This is a genomic window from Hydrogenophaga pseudoflava (assembly GCF_004353865.1).
GTDB classification, from domain to species: Bacteria; Pseudomonadota; Gammaproteobacteria; order Burkholderiales; family Burkholderiaceae_C; genus Hydrogenophaga; species Hydrogenophaga pseudoflava.
On record NZ_CP037867.1, the window covers coordinates 3,984,871 to 4,001,457 of the forward strand.

The following is a 16,587-nucleotide window of genomic DNA, read 5'->3' on the forward strand; positions in this document are numbered from 1 at the left end:
CCCGGCGTAACAACATGAAGATCCCGCTGCGGGCGCCTGGCGGGATAGCCTTCAATTTTACTGGTGGGGGTGAAATTCCCCAAGCCGCACACCACAATATGAAATCAACGCGGTCGTGTCAGCCTTTTTTCTGCCATGCGGCGGCGAAGAAGCCGTCCGTGCCGTGCCGGTGCGGCCACAACCTCATGTGCAGCCCATCCGGACTGCACAGGGACGCGGCCTCTCCGACCTGGGCCACGGCGAGCAGATCGGCCACCGACAGAGGCTCGAATTCGGGATGCGCCAACCCGAAGGCCCTCGCCACGGCTTCGTTCTCCTGAAGCAGCAGGCTGCAGGTCGCGTAGACCAGCCGCCCACCGGGTTTGAGCAGACGGGCCGCGCTGAGCAGAATGCGCTGCTGGAGATCCGCCTGCGCCGCCACGGTCTCGGTCGTCTGGCGCCACTTCAGATCCGGGCTGCGGCGCAACGTCCCCAGCCCGGAACACGGTGCGTCGACCAGCACCCGGTCCATTTTCCCGGCCAGCCGCTTGATGCGTTCGTCACGTTCGTGGGCAATCGCCACCGGGTGCACGTTCGACAGACCGCTGCGCGCCAGCCGGGGCTTGATGGCATCAAGTCGGTGGGCCGAGGTATCAAAGGCATAGAGGCGGCCGGTGTTCTTCATGGACGCCCCGATCGCCAGCGTCTTGCCCCCTGCGCCAGCGCAGAAGTCGGCCACCATCTCCCCGCGCTTGGCCCCGAGCAACAGGGCCAGAAGCTGCGAACCCTCGTCTTGCACCTCCACCTCGCCCGCAGTGAACAGAGGCAGCTTGGCCAGATTGGGCTTGCCCTCCAGCCGAATGCCCAGCGGTGAATACGGCGTCGGCTCGGCAGGCCATCCGGCACTGCGCACACCCGCCAATGCAGCGTCGCGCTTTTGTTTGAGCGCATTCACCCGCAGGTCCAGCGGTGCCGGACGCAGCAGGCTTGCGGCCAGGGCATCGAACTCGTCGCCCAACTGCTCTCGAAGCGCCTGCGCCAGCCACTCGGGCAAGTTGTGGCGATGCGGAGCCAGCAACTGCGCATCGCCCACTTTCCCGCAGGCGTTCCACCATTCCTTCTCCGCATCCGTCAGCGCGCTCTTGAGATAGTCGTGCTCCCCGGGAAACCCCAGAATGGCCAGCCGCCGCCATTTGGACCCGCTGCCGGAACGGGCCAGCCACTCGAACTTCAGACGTTCGCGCAACACGGCAAACACGGTGTCCGAGAGTGTGGCCCGCTCACGCGGACCGAGCGACCTGTTCTCGCGGAAATGGCGCGCGACGACGGCATCGGCCGGGTAGTCGAACTTGAAGACTTTCTCGATCAGGCTGGCGCTTTCGTCCAGAAGGGCTTTCGGGTGCATGGCCAGTATTGTCCCACCGGGGATAATCGAGGGTTATGTCCGACATCGCCCAACAGGTGCAGCGCCGCCGCACCTTCGCCATCATTTCGCACCCCGACGCGGGTAAGACCACCCTGACCGAGAAGCTGCTGCTGTTCTCGGGCGCCATCAACATCGCCGGTTCGGTCAAGGCGCGCAAGGCCGCACGCCACGCCACCTCCGACTGGATGGAGATCGAAAAGCAGCGCGGCATTTCCGTCGCATCGTCCGTCATGCAGATGGAATACCGCGATTGCGTCATCAACCTGCTGGACACCCCGGGCCACCAGGACTTCTCGGAAGACACCTACCGCGTGCTCACCGCGGTGGACGCGGCGCTGATGGTGATCGACGCCGGCAACGGCGTGGAACCGCAGACCCGGCGCCTGCTGCAGGTCTGCCGTGCGCGTAACACGCCCATCCTCACCTTCGTCAACAAGATGGACCGCGAGGTCAAGGCCCCGCTGGACCTGATGGATGAGATCGAACGCGAGCTGGGCATGACCGTGGTGCCCTTCACCTGGCCGGTGGGCATGGGTAAGACCTTCCGCGGCGTGTACGACCGCCGCGAAGACCAGATGCGCGTGTTCGCCGCCGGTGAAGACCGCCGTGGTGGCGACGAGGAAGTGCTGGCCGGCCTGGACAACGTCGAGAGCGCCCGCCGCTTCGGCATGGAGTGGAGCACCGCCAAGGACGAACTGGAGCTGGTCGAGGGCGCCTCACCCGCCTTCGACAAGCAGGCCTTTCTCGACGGTCATCAGACGCCCATGCTGTTCGGCTCGGCCGTCAACAACTTCGGCGTGCGCGAGGTGCTGGACGCATTGGTCGACCTGGCGCCGTCTCCGGGCGCCAAAGCCGCCATACAGCGCACGGTGGAGCCTACCGAGCCCAAGTTCAGCGGCGTGGTCTTCAAGATCCAGGCCAACATGGACCCGGCGCACCGCGACCGCATCGCCTTCGTGCGCTGCGCCAGCGGCCACTTCGAGCGCGGCATGCGCCTGAAGGTGGTGCGCAGCGGCAAGGAACTGCGCCCGAACACTGTGGTGAGCTTCCTGAGCCAACGCCGCGAACTGCTGGACGAAGCCTTTGCCGGTGACATCATCGGTATCCCCAACCACGGCGTGCTGCAGCTGGGCGACACGCTGACCGAAGGCGAAGCCCTGCAGTTCACCGGCCTGCCCTTCTTTGCGCCGGAAATCATCCGCAGCGTGGAAGTGGCCGACCCGCTCAAAACCAAGCAGCTGCGCGCCGGCCTGACCCAGCTGGGTGAAGAAGGTGCGATCCAGGTGTTCCGCCCCATCGCCGGCACGGTGCTGCTGCTCGGCGCGGTCGGTCAGTTGCAGTTCGAGGTGGTGGCCCACCGGCTGGAGCACGAGTACGGCGTCAAGGCGCGCATCATGGGCAGCAACTACAACGTCGCGCGCTGGGTGACCTGTGCACCCGAGGACGGCGGCGAACAGGAGCTCAAGCGCTTCATGGACGCCAACGCCCACCGCGTGGCGCTGGACGCCGTGGATGCCCCCACCGTGCTGCTGGACCACATGGCAACGCTGCGCGCGGTCGAGGCCAACTGGCCCAAGATCAGGTTCCACGCCATGCGCGAGCACGCAGGCCTGGTGTTCCACAAGTCGATGTGATCAGCTGATCAGTCGCTCGACCACCCGCGGATAGATCAGGTGTTCCTGCGTGAGCACGCGGGCGGCGAGGGTCTGGGCGGTGTCGCCCGGCAGGATGGGCACCACCGCCTGGTCCAGGTACTCACCGTGGTCCAGCTCGGCCGTCACGCGGTGCACGGTGCAGCCGCCGAACCGGCAGCCGGCGTCGATGGCGCGCTGGTGGGTGTGCAGGCCAGGGAAAGCCGGCAGCAGGCTGGGGTGGATGTTGACCAGCCGGCCGTCATAGTGCTGCACAAAACCGGGCGTGAGGATGCGCATGAAGCCAGCCAGCACCACCAGCGCCGGCTGGTGGCGGTCGATTTCGGTCATCAGGGCCGCATCGAAGGCCTCGCGCGAGGCGTAGGCCTTGTGGTCGAAACTGGCCGTCGGGATGTGGTGTTCGCGGGCCCAGGCCAGCCCACCGGCCTCGGCCTTGTTGCTGATGACGGCCGCCACCTGGGCACCAAAGCGCTCACGCCAGCGGCCCTTTTGGGCCGCCTGGACGATGGCGGCCATGTTGGAGCCGCTGCCTGAGATGAGAATGACGATGTTCTTGTTCACGACCCGATGTACCGACCGATTCAGCGCCCGCTGGGGCCGCCAAGTGTAATGAACCACGATTTCCGCACCCGCCCCCTGTCGCCAGTCGAAGCCCGCGTATTGGCCACCCTGATGGAAAAGGCCCGCACCGTGCCCGACAGCTACCCGCTCTCGCTCAACAGCCTGCACGGCGGCTGCAACCAGAAGACCGCACGGGAACCGGTGATGAGCCTCAGCGAGGCCCAGATCAGCGACGCCATCGATGTGCTGCGCGACTACAGCATGGTCATCGAGTCCAGCGGCTCGCGCGTGCCGCGCTATGAACACAACTTCCCGCGCGCGGCCGGCGTGCCAGACCAGTCGGCCACCTTGCTGGGCCTGCTGATGCTGCGCGGCCCGCAGACGGCGGGCGAACTGCGCATCAACGCCGACCGCTGGTACAAGTTTCTTGACATCGCCTCGGTGGAGGGCTTCCTGGAAGAAATGCAGGACCGCAGCGACGAGAAGGGTGGCCCGCTGGTCGTCAAGCTGCCGCGCGCGCCCGGTGCCCGCGAGCAACGCTGGACGCACCTGCTGTGTGGCCCGGTGGACATGTCGGCCCCGGCGGTACCCGAAAGCTCACCCGGCGACAGTGCCCTGGTGGAGCGCGTCGCCACTCTGGAAGCCACGGTGGCGACCCTCCAGGCCCAGCTGGCCGACCTTCGGGACCAGCTGGGTTTGTCGCAGCCCGGACAGCCATAAAACGAACGGTCGTGCGAAACTTCGTGGATCGGGCCGCCGCCCCCGGCGACCACCGATCACCCGACCACGGAGACAAGCATGGATTTGGCATTCACGCCGCAAGAGCTGGCGTTCCGCGACGAGATTCGCGGCTGGGTCAAGGACAACCTGCCCGCCGACATCGCCCACAAGGTCCACAACGCGCTGCGCCTCTCGCGCGACGACATGCAGCGCTGGGCCAAGATCCTCGGCAAGAAGGGCTGGCTGGGCTACGGCTGGCCCAAGGAGTTCGGCGGCCCGGGCTGGACCGCCGTGCAGAAGCACCTGTTCGAAGAAGAATGCGCCCTGGCCGGCGCGCCGCGCATCGTGCCCTTCGGCCCGGTGATGGTGGCGCCGGTGATCATGGCGTTCGGCAACAAGGAACAGCAGGAACGTTTCCTGCCCGGCATTGCCAGCGGTGAAGTGTGGTGGAGCCAGGGCTACAGCGAACCCGGCTCGGGCTCGGACCTGGCCTCGGTCAAGACCCGCGCCGAGCGCCAGGGTGACCACTACCTAGTCAACGGCCAGAAGACCTGGACCACGCTGGGCCAATACGGCGAGTGGATCTTCTGCCTCGTGCGCACCAGCACCGAAGGCAAACCGCAGACCGGCATCAGTTTCCTGCTGGTGGACATGAAGTCGCCCGGCGTGACGGTGCGCCCGATCAAGCTGCTGGACGGTGAGTGCGAGGTCAACGAGGTCTTCTTCGACAACGTCAAGGTGCCGGTGGAGAACCTGATCGGCGAAGAGAACAAGGGCTGGACCTACGCCAAGCACCTGCTCTCGCACGAACGCACCAACATCGCCGACGTCAACCGCGCCAAACGCGAGCTGGAACGCCTCAAACGCATCGCCAAAGCCGAAGGCATGTGGGACGACCTGCGCTTCCGCGACCAGATTGCGCTGCTGGAAGTGGACATCGTGGCGCTGGAGATGCTGGTGCTGCGCGTGCTGTCGGCCGAGAAATCGGGCAAGCAGTCGCTGGACATCGCCGGCCTGCTCAAGATCAAGGGCAGCGAGATCCAGCAGCGCTACGCGGAGCTGATGATGCTGGCCGCCGGCCCGTTCAGCCTGCCCTTCATCGAGGAAGCCATGGAGGCCGGCTGGCAGGGCAACTTCCCGGGCGGGGTGGTGGCCAACGCACCGCTCGCGTCGACCTACTTCAACATGCGCAAGACCACCATCTATGGTGGCTCCAACGAAGTGCAGCGCAACATCGTCGCCCAGACGGTCCTCGGCTAAGGAGACAGACATGGATTTCGATTTCAGCGACGACCAGGAACAGTTGCGCGACGCGGTTCGCAAGTGGGTGGACAAGGGCTACGACTTCGAGCGCCGGCGGGCCATCGTGAAGGCCGGCGGCTTTGACCGCGCGGCCTACAGCGAACTGGCCGAACTCGGGCTGGGCGGCCTGTACATCAGCGAAGCCGACGGAGGCCTGGGCATGGGACCGGTCGAAGGCATGGTGGTTATGGAGGAGCTGGGCCGCGGCATCGTGCTTGAACCGTTGGCGCAGACCTTGGTCACCAGCGGCGTGATCGGCGCCTACGGTGGCGCCGAGGTGAAGGCGGCCTGGCTGCCGAAGATCGCAGCGGGCGAGGCCCTGGTGGTGCTGGCGCAGCAGGAGCGCGGTGCGCGCTACCAGCTCGACCTCTGCAAGACCACCGCCGCGCAGGCGGGCAGCGGCTGGACCCTCAGCGGCACCAAAAGCGTGGTGCCCGCGGGCGACCACGCCGACGCCTTCCTCGTGCCGGCCATGGCCAACGGCCAGATCGCACTCTTCCTGGTCGAGCGCAACGCCGATGGCGTGTCCACTCAAGGGTATGGCACCCAGGATGGCGGCCGTGCGGCCGAGGTGAGCTTGCAGAACGCCGCGGCCACGCTGGTCACGGCGGATGGCCTGGCCGCGCTGGAACACGCGGTGGACATCGGCATCGCCTGCGTCTGCGCCGAGGCGGTGGGCGTGATGGACAAGACGGTGGCCGTGACGGCCGAGTACCTGAACACACGCAAACAGTTCGGCGTCGCCATCGGCACCTTCCAGGCCCTGCGCCACCGCATGGCCGACATGAAGATGCAGCTGGAGCTGGCGCGTTCGATGAGCTACTACGCCAGCCTCAAGCTCAATGCCTCGGCGGACGAACGCCGCCGCGCGCTCTCGCGCGCCAAGGTGCAGCTGGGGCAATCGATGCGCTATGTGGGCCAGCAGGCGGTGCAGCTGCACGGCGGCATCGGCGTGACCGACGAGTACATCGTCAGCCACTACTTCAAGAAACTCACGCAGCTGGAAATGACCTACGGCGACACCTTGCACCACCTGGGCGAGGTGTCGGCGCGGATGGAGGATTCGGCGGGTGTGTTCGCCTGATCGCCTCGGACGCCTCACCAAAAGCCCCGCCAAGCGGGGCTTTTTCATTCAGGCATGCAACCTGGAGGTCTTGGGCAGGTGCGACATCAGGAACTCCATCTGGTCCGCCAGGATGCGGCGGTTGCGCAGGATGAAGTCTTCCCAGAGGCTGGGCACGTAGGGGGCGTACAGCAGCGGCATGTTCGCCTGCTCGGGGGTGCGGTTGCCCTTGCGGTGGTTGCAGGACCTGCAGGCCGTGACCACGTTCATCCAGATGTCGCGGCCGTTCTGGGCCATGGGCAGGATGTGCTCGCGCGTCAGTTCGTCCTCGTGGAACTGGTGGCCACAGTAGCCGCAGAGGCAGCGGTCGCGGGCGAACAGCTTGGCATTGGTCAGGGTGGGCCGCAGCTCGAAGGGGTTGATGTTGGGAACACCCTTGGTGCCGATGATCGAGTTGACAGTGATGATCGACTGGCGCCCGGTGACCGCGTTGTGCCCGCCATGGAACACCGCGACCTCGGCGCCCATTTCCCAGCGCACCTCGTCCGCGGCGTAGTGCAGCACGGCTTCCTCCAGGCTGATCCACGATTGCGGCAGCCCCTGGGCAGACAGCTTCAAGACCTTCAAGACCTGGCTCCTTCAACGGAAACTGAAGAGGCCAGCCGCACCGTCACCTGCGGCTGGTGCGCCCACAGGCCGGTGCCCGCGGGGCTGTGTCAATATAGCGTGCTTTTGTGACGCCCTCGCGAACCCCGCGCAATCCCTCATGAAAATCCTCCGCGGCCTCTGGAACCGCCCCCTCCCCGCGACCCAGGGTTGTGCGCTCACCATCGGCAACTTCGACGGTGTGCACCGTGGCCACCAGGCCATGCTGGCGCTGCTGCAGAACGAGGCGCGCCACCGGGGCGTGCCCACCTGCGCGATGACCTTCGAGCCCCACCCGCGCGACTTCTTCGCCGCGGTGCACCGCAAACCCGAGCTGGCGCCCGCCCGCATCGCCACCCTGCGCGACAAGCTGGAAGAACTGGAACGCTGCGGCGTGGACCAGTGCGTGGTGCTGCCGTTCAACCAGCGCCTGGCTTCGCTGCCGCCACAGGCCTTCATCGAGGACATCCTGGTGCACGCGCTGGGGGTCAAGTACGTGCTGGTGGGCGACGATTTCCGCTTCGGTGCCCAGCGGGCCGGTGACTATCGCCTCCTCGACGCCGCCGGGTCGGCCATGGGTTTCGATGTGGCGCGCATGCAGAGCTACGAGGTGCACGGCACCCGTGTCAGCAGTTCGGCGGTGCGCGAGGCCCTGGCGGCCGGCGACATGGAGCGCACCGCCGCCCTGCTGGGCCGGCCCTACGCCATCAGCGGCCACGTGGTCCATGGGCGCAAGCTGGGCCGCCAGCTGGCCGAGTCGGCCCCTGGGCGCAGCGACGGCTTCCGCACGCTGAACCTGCGCTTCTCGCACTGGAAACCCGCCGCCAGCGGCATCTTCGCGGTCCATGTGCACGGCCTCACGCCGCCCGGAGAGCCCCTCGCGGGCGTGGCCAACCTGGGCGTGCGCCCCTCGCTGGACCCGAACGACGTCAACGGCGGCCGCGTGCTGCTGGAAACCCATTGCCTGGACTGGCCCGACGGGCTCTCGGCCGCCCTGCCCGGCGGAGAGGCCTACGGTAAAATCATCCGGGTGGAACTGCTGCACAAACTGCACGACGAGCTGAAATACGACAGCCTGGACGCCCTGACCCAAGGGATCGCCAAGGACTGCGACGACGCTCGCACGTTTTTTGCCTCGCTGCACGCCCAGACGCGCCGCCAGACCACGCGCGACCGAATTCAAGGCTGACCGCCGTCCGGTCGCCGCCCCTGCACAGGCTCGGGGCGCCCTGCCCCACCCCCTGCGGCCACCGCGCCGCCCACCGAGCCTGCAAGCCCCACCACCGAAAGCCGAACACCATGGCTGAAAAGAACGAGAACGCCAGCGGCGGCGCCTACCGCGCCACGCTGAACATGCCCGACACCGCCTTCCCGATGCGCGGCGACCTGCCCAAGCGCGAGCCGGGCTGGGTGGCCGACTGGAACAGCGGCGGCCTGTACAAACGCCTGCGCGACGCCCGCCAGGGCGCGCCGCTGTTCGTGCTGCACGACGGCCCGCCCTACGCCAACGGCAAGCTGCACATCGGCCATGCGCTGAACAAGGTGCTCAAGGACATGATCGTCAAGAGCCGCCAACTGGCCGGCTTCGACGCGCAGTACATCCCCGGCTGGGACTGCCACGGCCTGCCGATCGAGAACGCCATCGAGAAGCTGCACGGCCGCAACCTCAGCCGCGACGACATGCAGGCCAAGAGCCGTGCCTACGCCACCGAGCAGATCAACCAGCAGCGCGAGGACTTCAAGCGCCTGGGTGTGCTGGGCGACTGGGAGCGCCCCTACCGCACCATGGACCCGGCCAACGAGGCCGGCCAGATCCGCGCCTTCAAGCGCGTGATCGAGCGCGGCTTCGTCTACCGGGGCCTCAAGCCGGTCTACTGGTGCTTCGACTGCGGGTCATCGCTGGCCGAATTCGAGATCGAATACGCCGACAAGAAGAGCGACACGCTGGACGTGGCTTTCGAGTCCAACGACGCCGCCGGTCTGGCCCAAGCCTTCGGCCTGAGCGCCCTGCCTGACGGCAAGCAGGCCTTTGCCGTCATCTGGACCACCACCGCCTGGACCATCCCGGCCAACCAGGCCCTGAACGCCCACCCCGAGCTGGAGTACGCCCTGGTCGACACACCCAAAGGCGTGCTGCTGCTGGGCGCCAGCCTGGTCGAGAAGTGCCTGGAGCGCTTCGGCCTGAGCGGCAACGTGCTGGCCACGGCCCAGGGTGAAGCCCTGCGCGGCCAGGTGTTCCGTCACCCGCTGTATGACCTGCCGGATGACATCAACGTCCCAGGCAACGAATACAGCTACAAGCGCCTCTCGCCGCTGTACCTGGCCGACTACGTCAGCGACGGCGACGGCACCGGCATCGTGCACTCGGCCCCTGCCTACGGCGTGGACGACTTCAACAGCTGTGTCGCGCACGGCCTGCGCTACGACCAGATCCTCAACCCGGTGCTGGGCAACGGCGTCTACGCAGAAGAACTGCCGCTGTTCGGCGGCCAGCACATCTGGAAGGCCTGCCCGGTCATCATCGAGACCCTGCGCGAGCACGGCCGCCTGATGGCCACGCAGGCCATCACCCACAGCTACCCGCACTGCTGGCGCCACAAGACGCCCGTCATCTACCGCGCCGCCGCCCAGTGGTTCGTGCGCATGGACGAGGGCGAAGGCGTGTTCACCAAGGACAAGGCGCCCAAGACGCTGCGCCAGCTGGCCCTGGACGCGATCGACCACACCAGCTTCTACCCCGAGAATGGCAAGGCCCGCCTGCGCGACATGATCGCCAACCGGCCCGACTGGTGCATCTCGCGCCAGCGGTCGTGGGGCGTGCCGGTGCCCTTCTTCCTGCACAAGGATTCGGGCGAACTGCACCCCAACACCATGGCCATCCTCGACCAGGCGGCCGACATCGTCGAGAAGGGCGGTATCGAGGCCTGGAGCCGCGTGACGGCCGAGGACATCCTGGGCGCCGATGCGCCGCAGTACACCAAGAGCACCGACATCCTCGAAGTCTGGTTCGACTCGGGCTCGACCTTCTGGCACGTGCTGCGCGGCAGCCACGCCAAGGCCTACCCGAACGGCGCCAGCCACGCGCAAGGCCCCGAGGCCGACCTGTACCTGGAAGGCCACGACCAGCACCGCGGCTGGTTCCACAGCTCGCTGCTGCTGGGCTGCGCCATCTACGACCGCGCGCCCTATCGTGGCCTGCTGACCCACGGTTTCGCCACCGACGGCCAGGGCCGCAAGATGAGCAAGTCGCTGGGCAACACGGTGGAGCCGCAGTCGGTGACCACCAAGCTGGGGGCCGAGATCGTGCGCCTGTGGGTGGGTGCGACCGACTACTCTGGCGACCTGAACATCGACGACAAGATCCTGGCCCGCGTGGTGGACGCGTACCGCCGCATCCGCAACACGCTGCGCTTCCTGATGGCCAACACGGTCGATTTCGACCCGACCACCGACGCCGTGCCGCTGGACCAGATGCTGGAGATCGACCGCTACGCGCTGGCCCGCGCCAGCGAACTGCAGGCCGAGATCCTGAAGCACTTCGACGTCTACGAGTTCCACCCCGTGGTCGCCAAGCTGCAGGTCTATTGCTCGGAAGACCTGGGTGCGTTCTACCTCGACGTGCTCAAGGACCGGCTCTACACCACCGCCCCCAAGAGCCTGGCGCGCCGCTCGGCCCAGACCGCCCTGCACCAGATCACGCACGCCATGCTGCGCTGGATGGCGCCCATCCTCAGCTTCACCGCCGAAGAAGCCTGGGCCGTGTTCGCCAAGGACTCGACGCAGGGCTCGATCTTCTTCGAGACCTTCAGCGCCCTGCCCTCAGCCAACGAAGCGCTGCTGGCCAAGTGGGCCCGCATCCGCGAGATCCGCGACGTGGCCAACAAGGCGATCGAAGACCTGCGCACCGAAGGCAAGGTGGGCGCGTCGCTGCAGGCGACGCTGACCATCACCGCCGGTGCGGACGATGCGGCCCTGCTGCGCGCGCTGGGCGCGGACCTGAAGTTCGTGACCATCACCTCGGCCGTGACCGTGGTGGACGGCGCCGAACTGGCGGTGACCGTGACCCCCAGCACCGCCACCAAATGCGAGCGCTGCTGGCACTACGCCGACGATGTGGGCGCACACGCCGAGCACCCCACGCTGTGCGGCCGCTGCGTGGGCAACCTGGCCGAAGCAGCCGGCACCGGCACTGGTGAAACGAGGAGCATCGCCTGATGGCCAAAACCAAGGCAAGCCTCTGGCCATGGCTCGGTCTGGCCGCTGTTGTCTTCCTGCTGGACCAGTTCACCAAGACCCTGATCCTGGGCTACTACCAGCTGGGCGACAGCACCTACGTCACCAGCTTCTTCAACATCGTGCGGGTGCACAACACCGGCGCGGCCTTCTCGTTCCTGGCGTCCGCTGGCGGCTGGCAGCGCTGGCTGTTCACCGGCATCGGCATCGCGGCGGCCGTATTCATTGTGTGGATGTTGCGCTCTCACCCCGGACAGAAGCTGTTCGCCTTCGCTCTGTCCTGCATCCTGGGCGGCGCCATCGGCAACGTGGTGGATCGCGTGCTGCACGGCTACGTGGTCGACATGTTGGATTTCCACTGGTCCTTCCTGTCGGGCCTGTTCCCCGGCGGCCATTTCCCGGCGTTCAACCTGGCCGATGCGGGTATCACTGTCGGCGCGGTCGCACTGATCCTCGACGAAATCCTGCGGGTGAAGAAGAGCCGTTAAACCGATGGCACTCCGGGTATAGTTTTCCCGGACATGAAACACCTGCTGAATCTGCTGGCCGCCATCGCGCTGCTGGTCTGGGGGACCCACCTGGTGCGCACCGGCGTGCTGCGCGTGCTGGGCAGCAAGCTGCGCCAGGTGCTGGCGGCCAGCATGGGCAACCGCCTCACCGCGGCGCTGTCGGGACTGGGCGTCACCGCCCTGGTGCAGTCCAGCACCGCCACCGCCCTCATCACCGCGTCCTTCGTCGGCCGCGGCCTGATCACCCTGCCCGCGGCCCTGGCCGTGATGCTGGGCGCCGACATCGGCACCAGCGTGATGGCGGTGGTGTTCTCCTTCGACCTGTCATGGCTCTCGCCGCTGTTCATCTTTGTGGGCGTTACGCTGTTCATCCTGCGCCAGGGCACCCAGGTCGGTGACGTGGGGCGCGTGCTGATCGGCCTGGGCCTGATGCTGCTGGCCCTGCAGCTGGTGAGCCAGGCCACGCACGTGCTGACCGCCAACCCCGCGGTGCAGCTGATGCTGGAATCGCTGACCAGCGACCGCATGCTGGAGATCCTGGTCGGCGCCACGCTGGCAGTGCTGTCGTACTCCAGCCTGGCCGTGGTGCTGCTGACCGCGACGCTGGCCATCAATGTGGTGGGCATCGACGTGGCGCTGGGCCTGGTGCTGGGAGCCAACCTGGGCAGCGGCCTGCTGGCGGTGCTGACCACGGCCAAAGCCAACCGCGCCACGCGCCAGGTGCCGCTGGGCAACCTGCTTTTCAAGCTGATGGGCGTGGCCATCGCGCCGGCGCTCATTCCGTTCTGGCTGCGCTGGGTGCCGCCCTGGGTACCGGACCCGGCGGCGCAGACCGTGCTGTTCCACCTGTGCTTCAACCTGATGGTCGGCCTGGTCTTCATCGGCCTGACCGGCACCGTGGCCCACTGGGTGGAGAAGCTGCTGCCGCTGCAGAAAGCCGGCAGCGCGCTCGAACGCCCCAATCACCTCGACCCCTCCGCCCTGGCCACGCCATCGCTGGCGATCTCGTGTGCGGCGCGCGAGGCCCTGCACCAGGCCGATGTGGTGGAAACCATGCTGCGTGGCGTGATGACGGTCATCCGGACCAACGACCTGCAGCTGTCGCAGGACCTGCGCAAGATGGACGACACGGTGGACGACCTGTATTCGGCCATCAAGTACTACCTGACCAAGATCTCGCGCGAGCAGCTCAACGAGAAGGAAGGCCGGCGCTGGACCGACATCATCAGCTTCACCATCAACATGGAGCAGATCGGCGACACCGTCGAGCGCGTGCTGCTGGACATCGAGGACAAGAAGATCCGCAAGGGCCGCGAGTTCTCCGAAGCCGGCATGACCGAGATCAGCGCGATGCACGCGCGGCTGCTGGACAACCTGCGCCTGGGCATGAGCGTCTTCCTTGACGGCGACGTGCGGGACGCGCAGCGCCTGCTGGAAGAAAAGGTGCGCTTTCGCGAGATGGAGCGCGAATACGCCAGCAGCCACCTTGAGCGCCTGACCGAACGCGCGGCCCCCAGCATGGAAAGCAGCTCGCTGCACATTGACCTGATCAGCGACCTCAAGCGCATCAACTCGCACATCTGTTCGATCGCCTATCCCATCCTCGACTCGGCCGGCGCGCTGGCGCCCAGCCGCCTGCGCGAAAGCCGGTTGCAGAGCCTGGAGACACCGCACGGCCGGCACTGAACATCCGCCCCACGCTCCGCCGCCACGCGGGTCGCTGCCCCCAAGGGGCTACTTTCATCTTGGGGCGGCCCTGCGATGAAAGTGCTGGGTGCTGTGCTAATCTGGCCGGCACACCTGTTGACGGAGACACCCTCATGCCCGGACTGCTGCCCCACATCGACCCCGACGGACTGCTGGAATTTTCGGTGGTCTACACCGACCGCGCGCTCAACCACATGTCGCGGCGCTTCCAGGGTGTGATGACCGACATCTCGGCCATGCTCAAGCAGGTCTATGGCGCGCACTCGGCGGTGCTGGTGCCCGGCAGTGGCACCTTCGGCATGGAGTCCGTCGCGCGCCAGTTCGCGCACGGAAAACACGTCATGGTGATCCGCAACGGCTGGTTCAGCTACCGCTGGACGCAGATCTTCGACATGGGCTCGATTCCCGCCAGCCACACCGTGCTCAAGGCGCGCAAGACCGCTGACGGTGCGCAGTCGCCCTGGACGCCCTGCCCGATCGAGGAGGTGACCGCAGCGATCGCCAAAGAGAAGCCGGCGCTGGTGTTCGCACCGCACGTGGAGACGGCCGCCGGCATGATGCTGCCCGACGACTACCTGCAGGCGGTGGCCGAGGCCGTGCACGCCGTGGGCGGCCTGTTCGTGCTGGACTGCATCGCCTCCGGCGCCATGTGGGTCGACATGAAGACCACCGGCGTCGACATCCTGATCTCCGCACCGCAGAAGGGCTGGAGCAGCTCGCCCTGCTGCGCCATGGTGATGCTCAGCGAGCGCGCCCGACAGGCCATCGACACCACCCAGAGCACGACCTTCGCCATGGATCTGAAGAAGTGGCTGCAGATCATGGAGACCTACGAAGGCGGCGGCCATGCGTACCACACCACCCTGCCGACCGATGCGCTGCAACGCCTGCGCGACACCATGAAAGAGACCGAGGCCTACGGCTTTGCCAAGGTGCGCGATGAACAGGTCGCTCTGGGCCGCGAGGTGCGTGCGCTGCTGGAGTCGAACGGTTTTGCCAGCGTGGCCGCGCCCAGCTTCCAGGCGCCCGGCGTGGTGGTCAGCTACACCAGCGATCCGGACGTCCAGAACAGCAAGAAGTTCCTCGCCGCCGGCCTGCAGACCGCCGCCGGCGTGCCGCTGCAGTGCGACGAAGGCGCCGACTTCAAGACCTTCCGCATCGGCCTGTTCGGCCTGGACAAGTGGCACGACGTGGCGGGCACCCTCTCGCACCTGCAGGATGCGCTGAAGACGGTAAGTCCAAAGATATAATCCCGCCGCTTTCCACCAGGAAAAGGAGCCCGACAACGGGCTCCTTTTTTCTTGTGTGCCGCCCGTCAAGCGGAAGAAGGCGACCCAGCGTTTTTTTGTTTTTTCAGGGAGTTCCCATGCAAACGATGAAGAAGCTCATCGCGCTCGGCGCGATGGCTGTGATGACCTGCGCCGCCTCGGCGCAGACCGTTCAGAAGAAGGCCAGTGCCGGCGCCGCCAAAGGCGAGGCCTATGTGGAAAAAAGTCTGGCCTCGCAAGGCCTGGACGGACAGGTGTACGGAGAGCTCGGCCTGAGCTTTCTGCACTACAAGATCGCCCGCGCAGGCATCTCGGCCAAGCCCATCATGCTGCGCGCTGTCGCCGGCTACGACTACCACCCCAACCTGGCCGCCGAAGCCATGCTGGGCCTGGGCCTGCGTGGCGCCGATGCCGTGGGGCCCTGGGGCACCGCCTACAGCGTGAGCGCCGGCACCCTGCTGGGCGCCTACGCCAAGCCGCGGCTGCGCATCGGTGGTGAGACCGAGTTCTTCGCCCGCCTGGGCATCGCCAACGCCGGCACCAGCGTCGGCGGCTACACCGGCACCGACGGCGGCGCCGGCCTGTCCTACGGGCTGGGATTCAAGACGGTGACGCCCTGGAAGTCCTTCGGCAACCGCCCGGTCAGCGTGGCCGCCGACTACATGAGCTACTACAGCGGCAGCGGCGTGAAGCTCACCGGCTTCACGCTGGGCGCCGGCGTGGCCTTCTGAAACAAGCGCGCCTTGAGTCCAAGGGCCACCTTCCGGTGGCCTTTTTTGTTGTGCCCACGGCCTACATTTCATTACCTCGTTTGCGCAGCGTTGTCCCAATCACCGGAACCCGCTGTCCCGCGCGTCCCTCCTACTGGGCGTTGGCCTGTCCGGGTCAGCGATCTTCACAACCAGGAGGTTTCATGAAACGACGTCTGCAAACAGTGCTCATCGGCTCCGCTTCGCTGCTCGCCCTCGGCGCGCAGGCCCAGGGGGTGTACGGCGAGGTGGGCTACAGCCAGTTCAACCTCAAGCAGGACAGCCGGGGCTTCGACGCCAAGGTCAAGCCGACCGCCGCCCGCGCCATCGTGGGCGTGGAACTCGCGCCGCACCTGGCCATCGAGGGCCACGCCGCCACCGGCCTGAAGGACGACTCGGTGCGCATCGGGCCGGCCAGGGCCACGGGTGAGGTCGACAACATGCTGGGGGCGTTCGTCAAACCCAAGGTGATGCTGGGCGACACCGTGGAGCTGTACGGCCGGGCCGGCGTGGCCAGCACCAAGGTGAGCACCTCGGCGTTCGGCGTCGGCGACTCGAACCGCACCACCGGCTTCGCCTATGGCGGTGGCGCGAGCTTCAGCCTCACGCCGCAGCTCTCGCTGAACGCCGACTACATGAACTACCTGGACCGCCGCGGGACCAAGGTCGACGGCGTCACCTTCGGCGTCGGCTTCAAGTTCTGACCGTTGCCGGCTCACCATTGAAAAAACCCCGGGGCTGCTGGCTCCGGGGCTTTTTTTATGGCTCTCTGG

General features: G+C 66.8%; 14 protein-coding genes. 11 read left to right on the forward strand and 3 right to left on the reverse strand.

The genetic code is table 11. The features are described from left to right. Positions 1–118: 118 nt before the first annotated feature. The gene (locus HPF_RS19140) at positions 119–1,384 is read right to left on the reverse strand and encodes an RsmB/NOP family class I SAM-dependent RNA methyltransferase (RefSeq protein ID WP_133157544.1); all 1,266 of its coding nucleotides are present in this window, start codon (positions 1,382–1,384) and stop codon (positions 119–121) included. A 35-nt stretch (positions 1,385–1,419) separates the two neighbouring features. Between HPF_RS19140 and HPF_RS19145 the strand changes: the two genes are divergently transcribed. Further along, entirely contained in the window at positions 1,420–3,039 is a 1,620-nt protein-coding gene (locus HPF_RS19145) for a peptide chain release factor 3 (RefSeq protein WP_133157545.1), read from the forward strand. Here HPF_RS19145 and purN read toward each other — a convergent pair whose 3' ends face one another. Beyond that, complete coding sequence (gene purN, locus HPF_RS19150; RefSeq protein ID WP_133157546.1) at positions 3,040–3,618, reverse strand: phosphoribosylglycinamide formyltransferase; 579 nt, start codon at positions 3,616–3,618, stop codon at positions 3,040–3,042. It abuts the gene before it with no gap. Between the two features lie 48 nt (positions 3,619–3,666). Here purN and HPF_RS19155 point away from each other — a divergent pair, with 48 nt between their 5' ends. From HPF_RS19155 to HPF_RS19165, 3 genes are all read left to right on the forward strand, one after another. Continuing rightward, positions 3,667–4,338 carry a YceH family protein gene (locus HPF_RS19155; RefSeq protein WP_133157547.1) on the forward strand — a complete coding sequence of 224 codons (672 nt, stop codon included), beginning with the start codon at positions 3,667–3,669 and terminating at the stop codon, positions 4,336–4,338. A gap of 78 nt (positions 4,339–4,416) precedes the next feature. Next, a complete protein-coding gene (locus tag HPF_RS19160) occupies positions 4,417–5,598 on the forward strand; it encodes an acyl-CoA dehydrogenase family protein (protein WP_066153215.1) in 1,182 nt (393 codons plus the stop codon). Positions 5,599–5,608: 10 nt separating this feature from the next. Next, positions 5,609–6,724 carry an acyl-CoA dehydrogenase family protein gene (locus tag HPF_RS19165; RefSeq protein ID WP_079365527.1) on the forward strand — a complete coding sequence of 372 codons (1,116 nt, stop codon included), beginning with the start codon at positions 5,609–5,611 and terminating at the stop codon, positions 6,722–6,724. A 48-nt stretch (positions 6,725–6,772) separates the two neighbouring features. On the opposite strand, the gene HPF_RS19170 is transcribed toward HPF_RS19165, so the two are convergent. Then, positions 6,773–7,330 (reverse strand): HNH endonuclease, encoded by a 558-nt coding sequence (locus HPF_RS19170; protein WP_079365528.1) that lies wholly within the window; start codon positions 7,328–7,330, stop codon positions 6,773–6,775. A gap of 139 nt (positions 7,331–7,469) precedes the next feature. Here HPF_RS19170 and HPF_RS19175 point away from each other — a divergent pair, with 139 nt between their 5' ends. From HPF_RS19175 to HPF_RS19205, 7 genes are all read left to right on the forward strand, one after another. Further along, complete coding sequence (locus HPF_RS19175) at positions 7,470–8,537, forward strand: bifunctional riboflavin kinase/FAD synthetase (RefSeq protein WP_079365529.1); 1,068 nt, start codon at positions 7,470–7,472, stop codon at positions 8,535–8,537. Positions 8,538–8,647: 110 nt separating this feature from the next. Next, positions 8,648–11,563, forward strand: a complete 2,916-nt coding sequence (ileS, locus tag HPF_RS19180; protein ID WP_133157548.1) for an isoleucine--tRNA ligase — start codon at positions 8,648–8,650, stop codon at positions 11,561–11,563. After that, complete coding sequence (gene lspA / locus HPF_RS19185) at positions 11,563–12,069, forward strand: signal peptidase II (protein WP_066153194.1); 507 nt, start codon at positions 11,563–11,565, stop codon at positions 12,067–12,069. Before ileS ends, lspA begins: the two co-directional genes overlap by 1 nt. A gap of 33 nt (positions 12,070–12,102) precedes the next feature. Beyond that, positions 12,103–13,776, forward strand: a complete 1,674-nt coding sequence (locus HPF_RS19190) for a Na/Pi cotransporter family protein (RefSeq protein ID WP_066153192.1) — start codon at positions 12,103–12,105, stop codon at positions 13,774–13,776. A gap of 134 nt (positions 13,777–13,910) precedes the next feature. Beyond that, positions 13,911–15,047 carry an aminotransferase class V-fold PLP-dependent enzyme gene (locus HPF_RS19195; protein ID WP_066153189.1) on the forward strand — a complete coding sequence of 379 codons (1,137 nt, stop codon included), beginning with the start codon at positions 13,911–13,913 and terminating at the stop codon, positions 15,045–15,047. 116 nt (positions 15,048–15,163) lie between these two features. Next, positions 15,164–15,796, forward strand: coding sequence for a hypothetical protein (locus tag HPF_RS23705; RefSeq protein ID WP_157576137.1), 633 nt, complete (start codon positions 15,164–15,166; stop codon positions 15,794–15,796). Positions 15,797–15,978: 182 nt separating this feature from the next. After that, on the forward strand, positions 15,979–16,518 hold the full coding sequence (locus HPF_RS19205; RefSeq protein ID WP_084397138.1) for a porin family protein: 540 nt from the start codon (positions 15,979–15,981) through the stop codon (positions 16,516–16,518). The last annotated feature ends 69 nt before the right edge of the window (positions 16,519–16,587 follow it).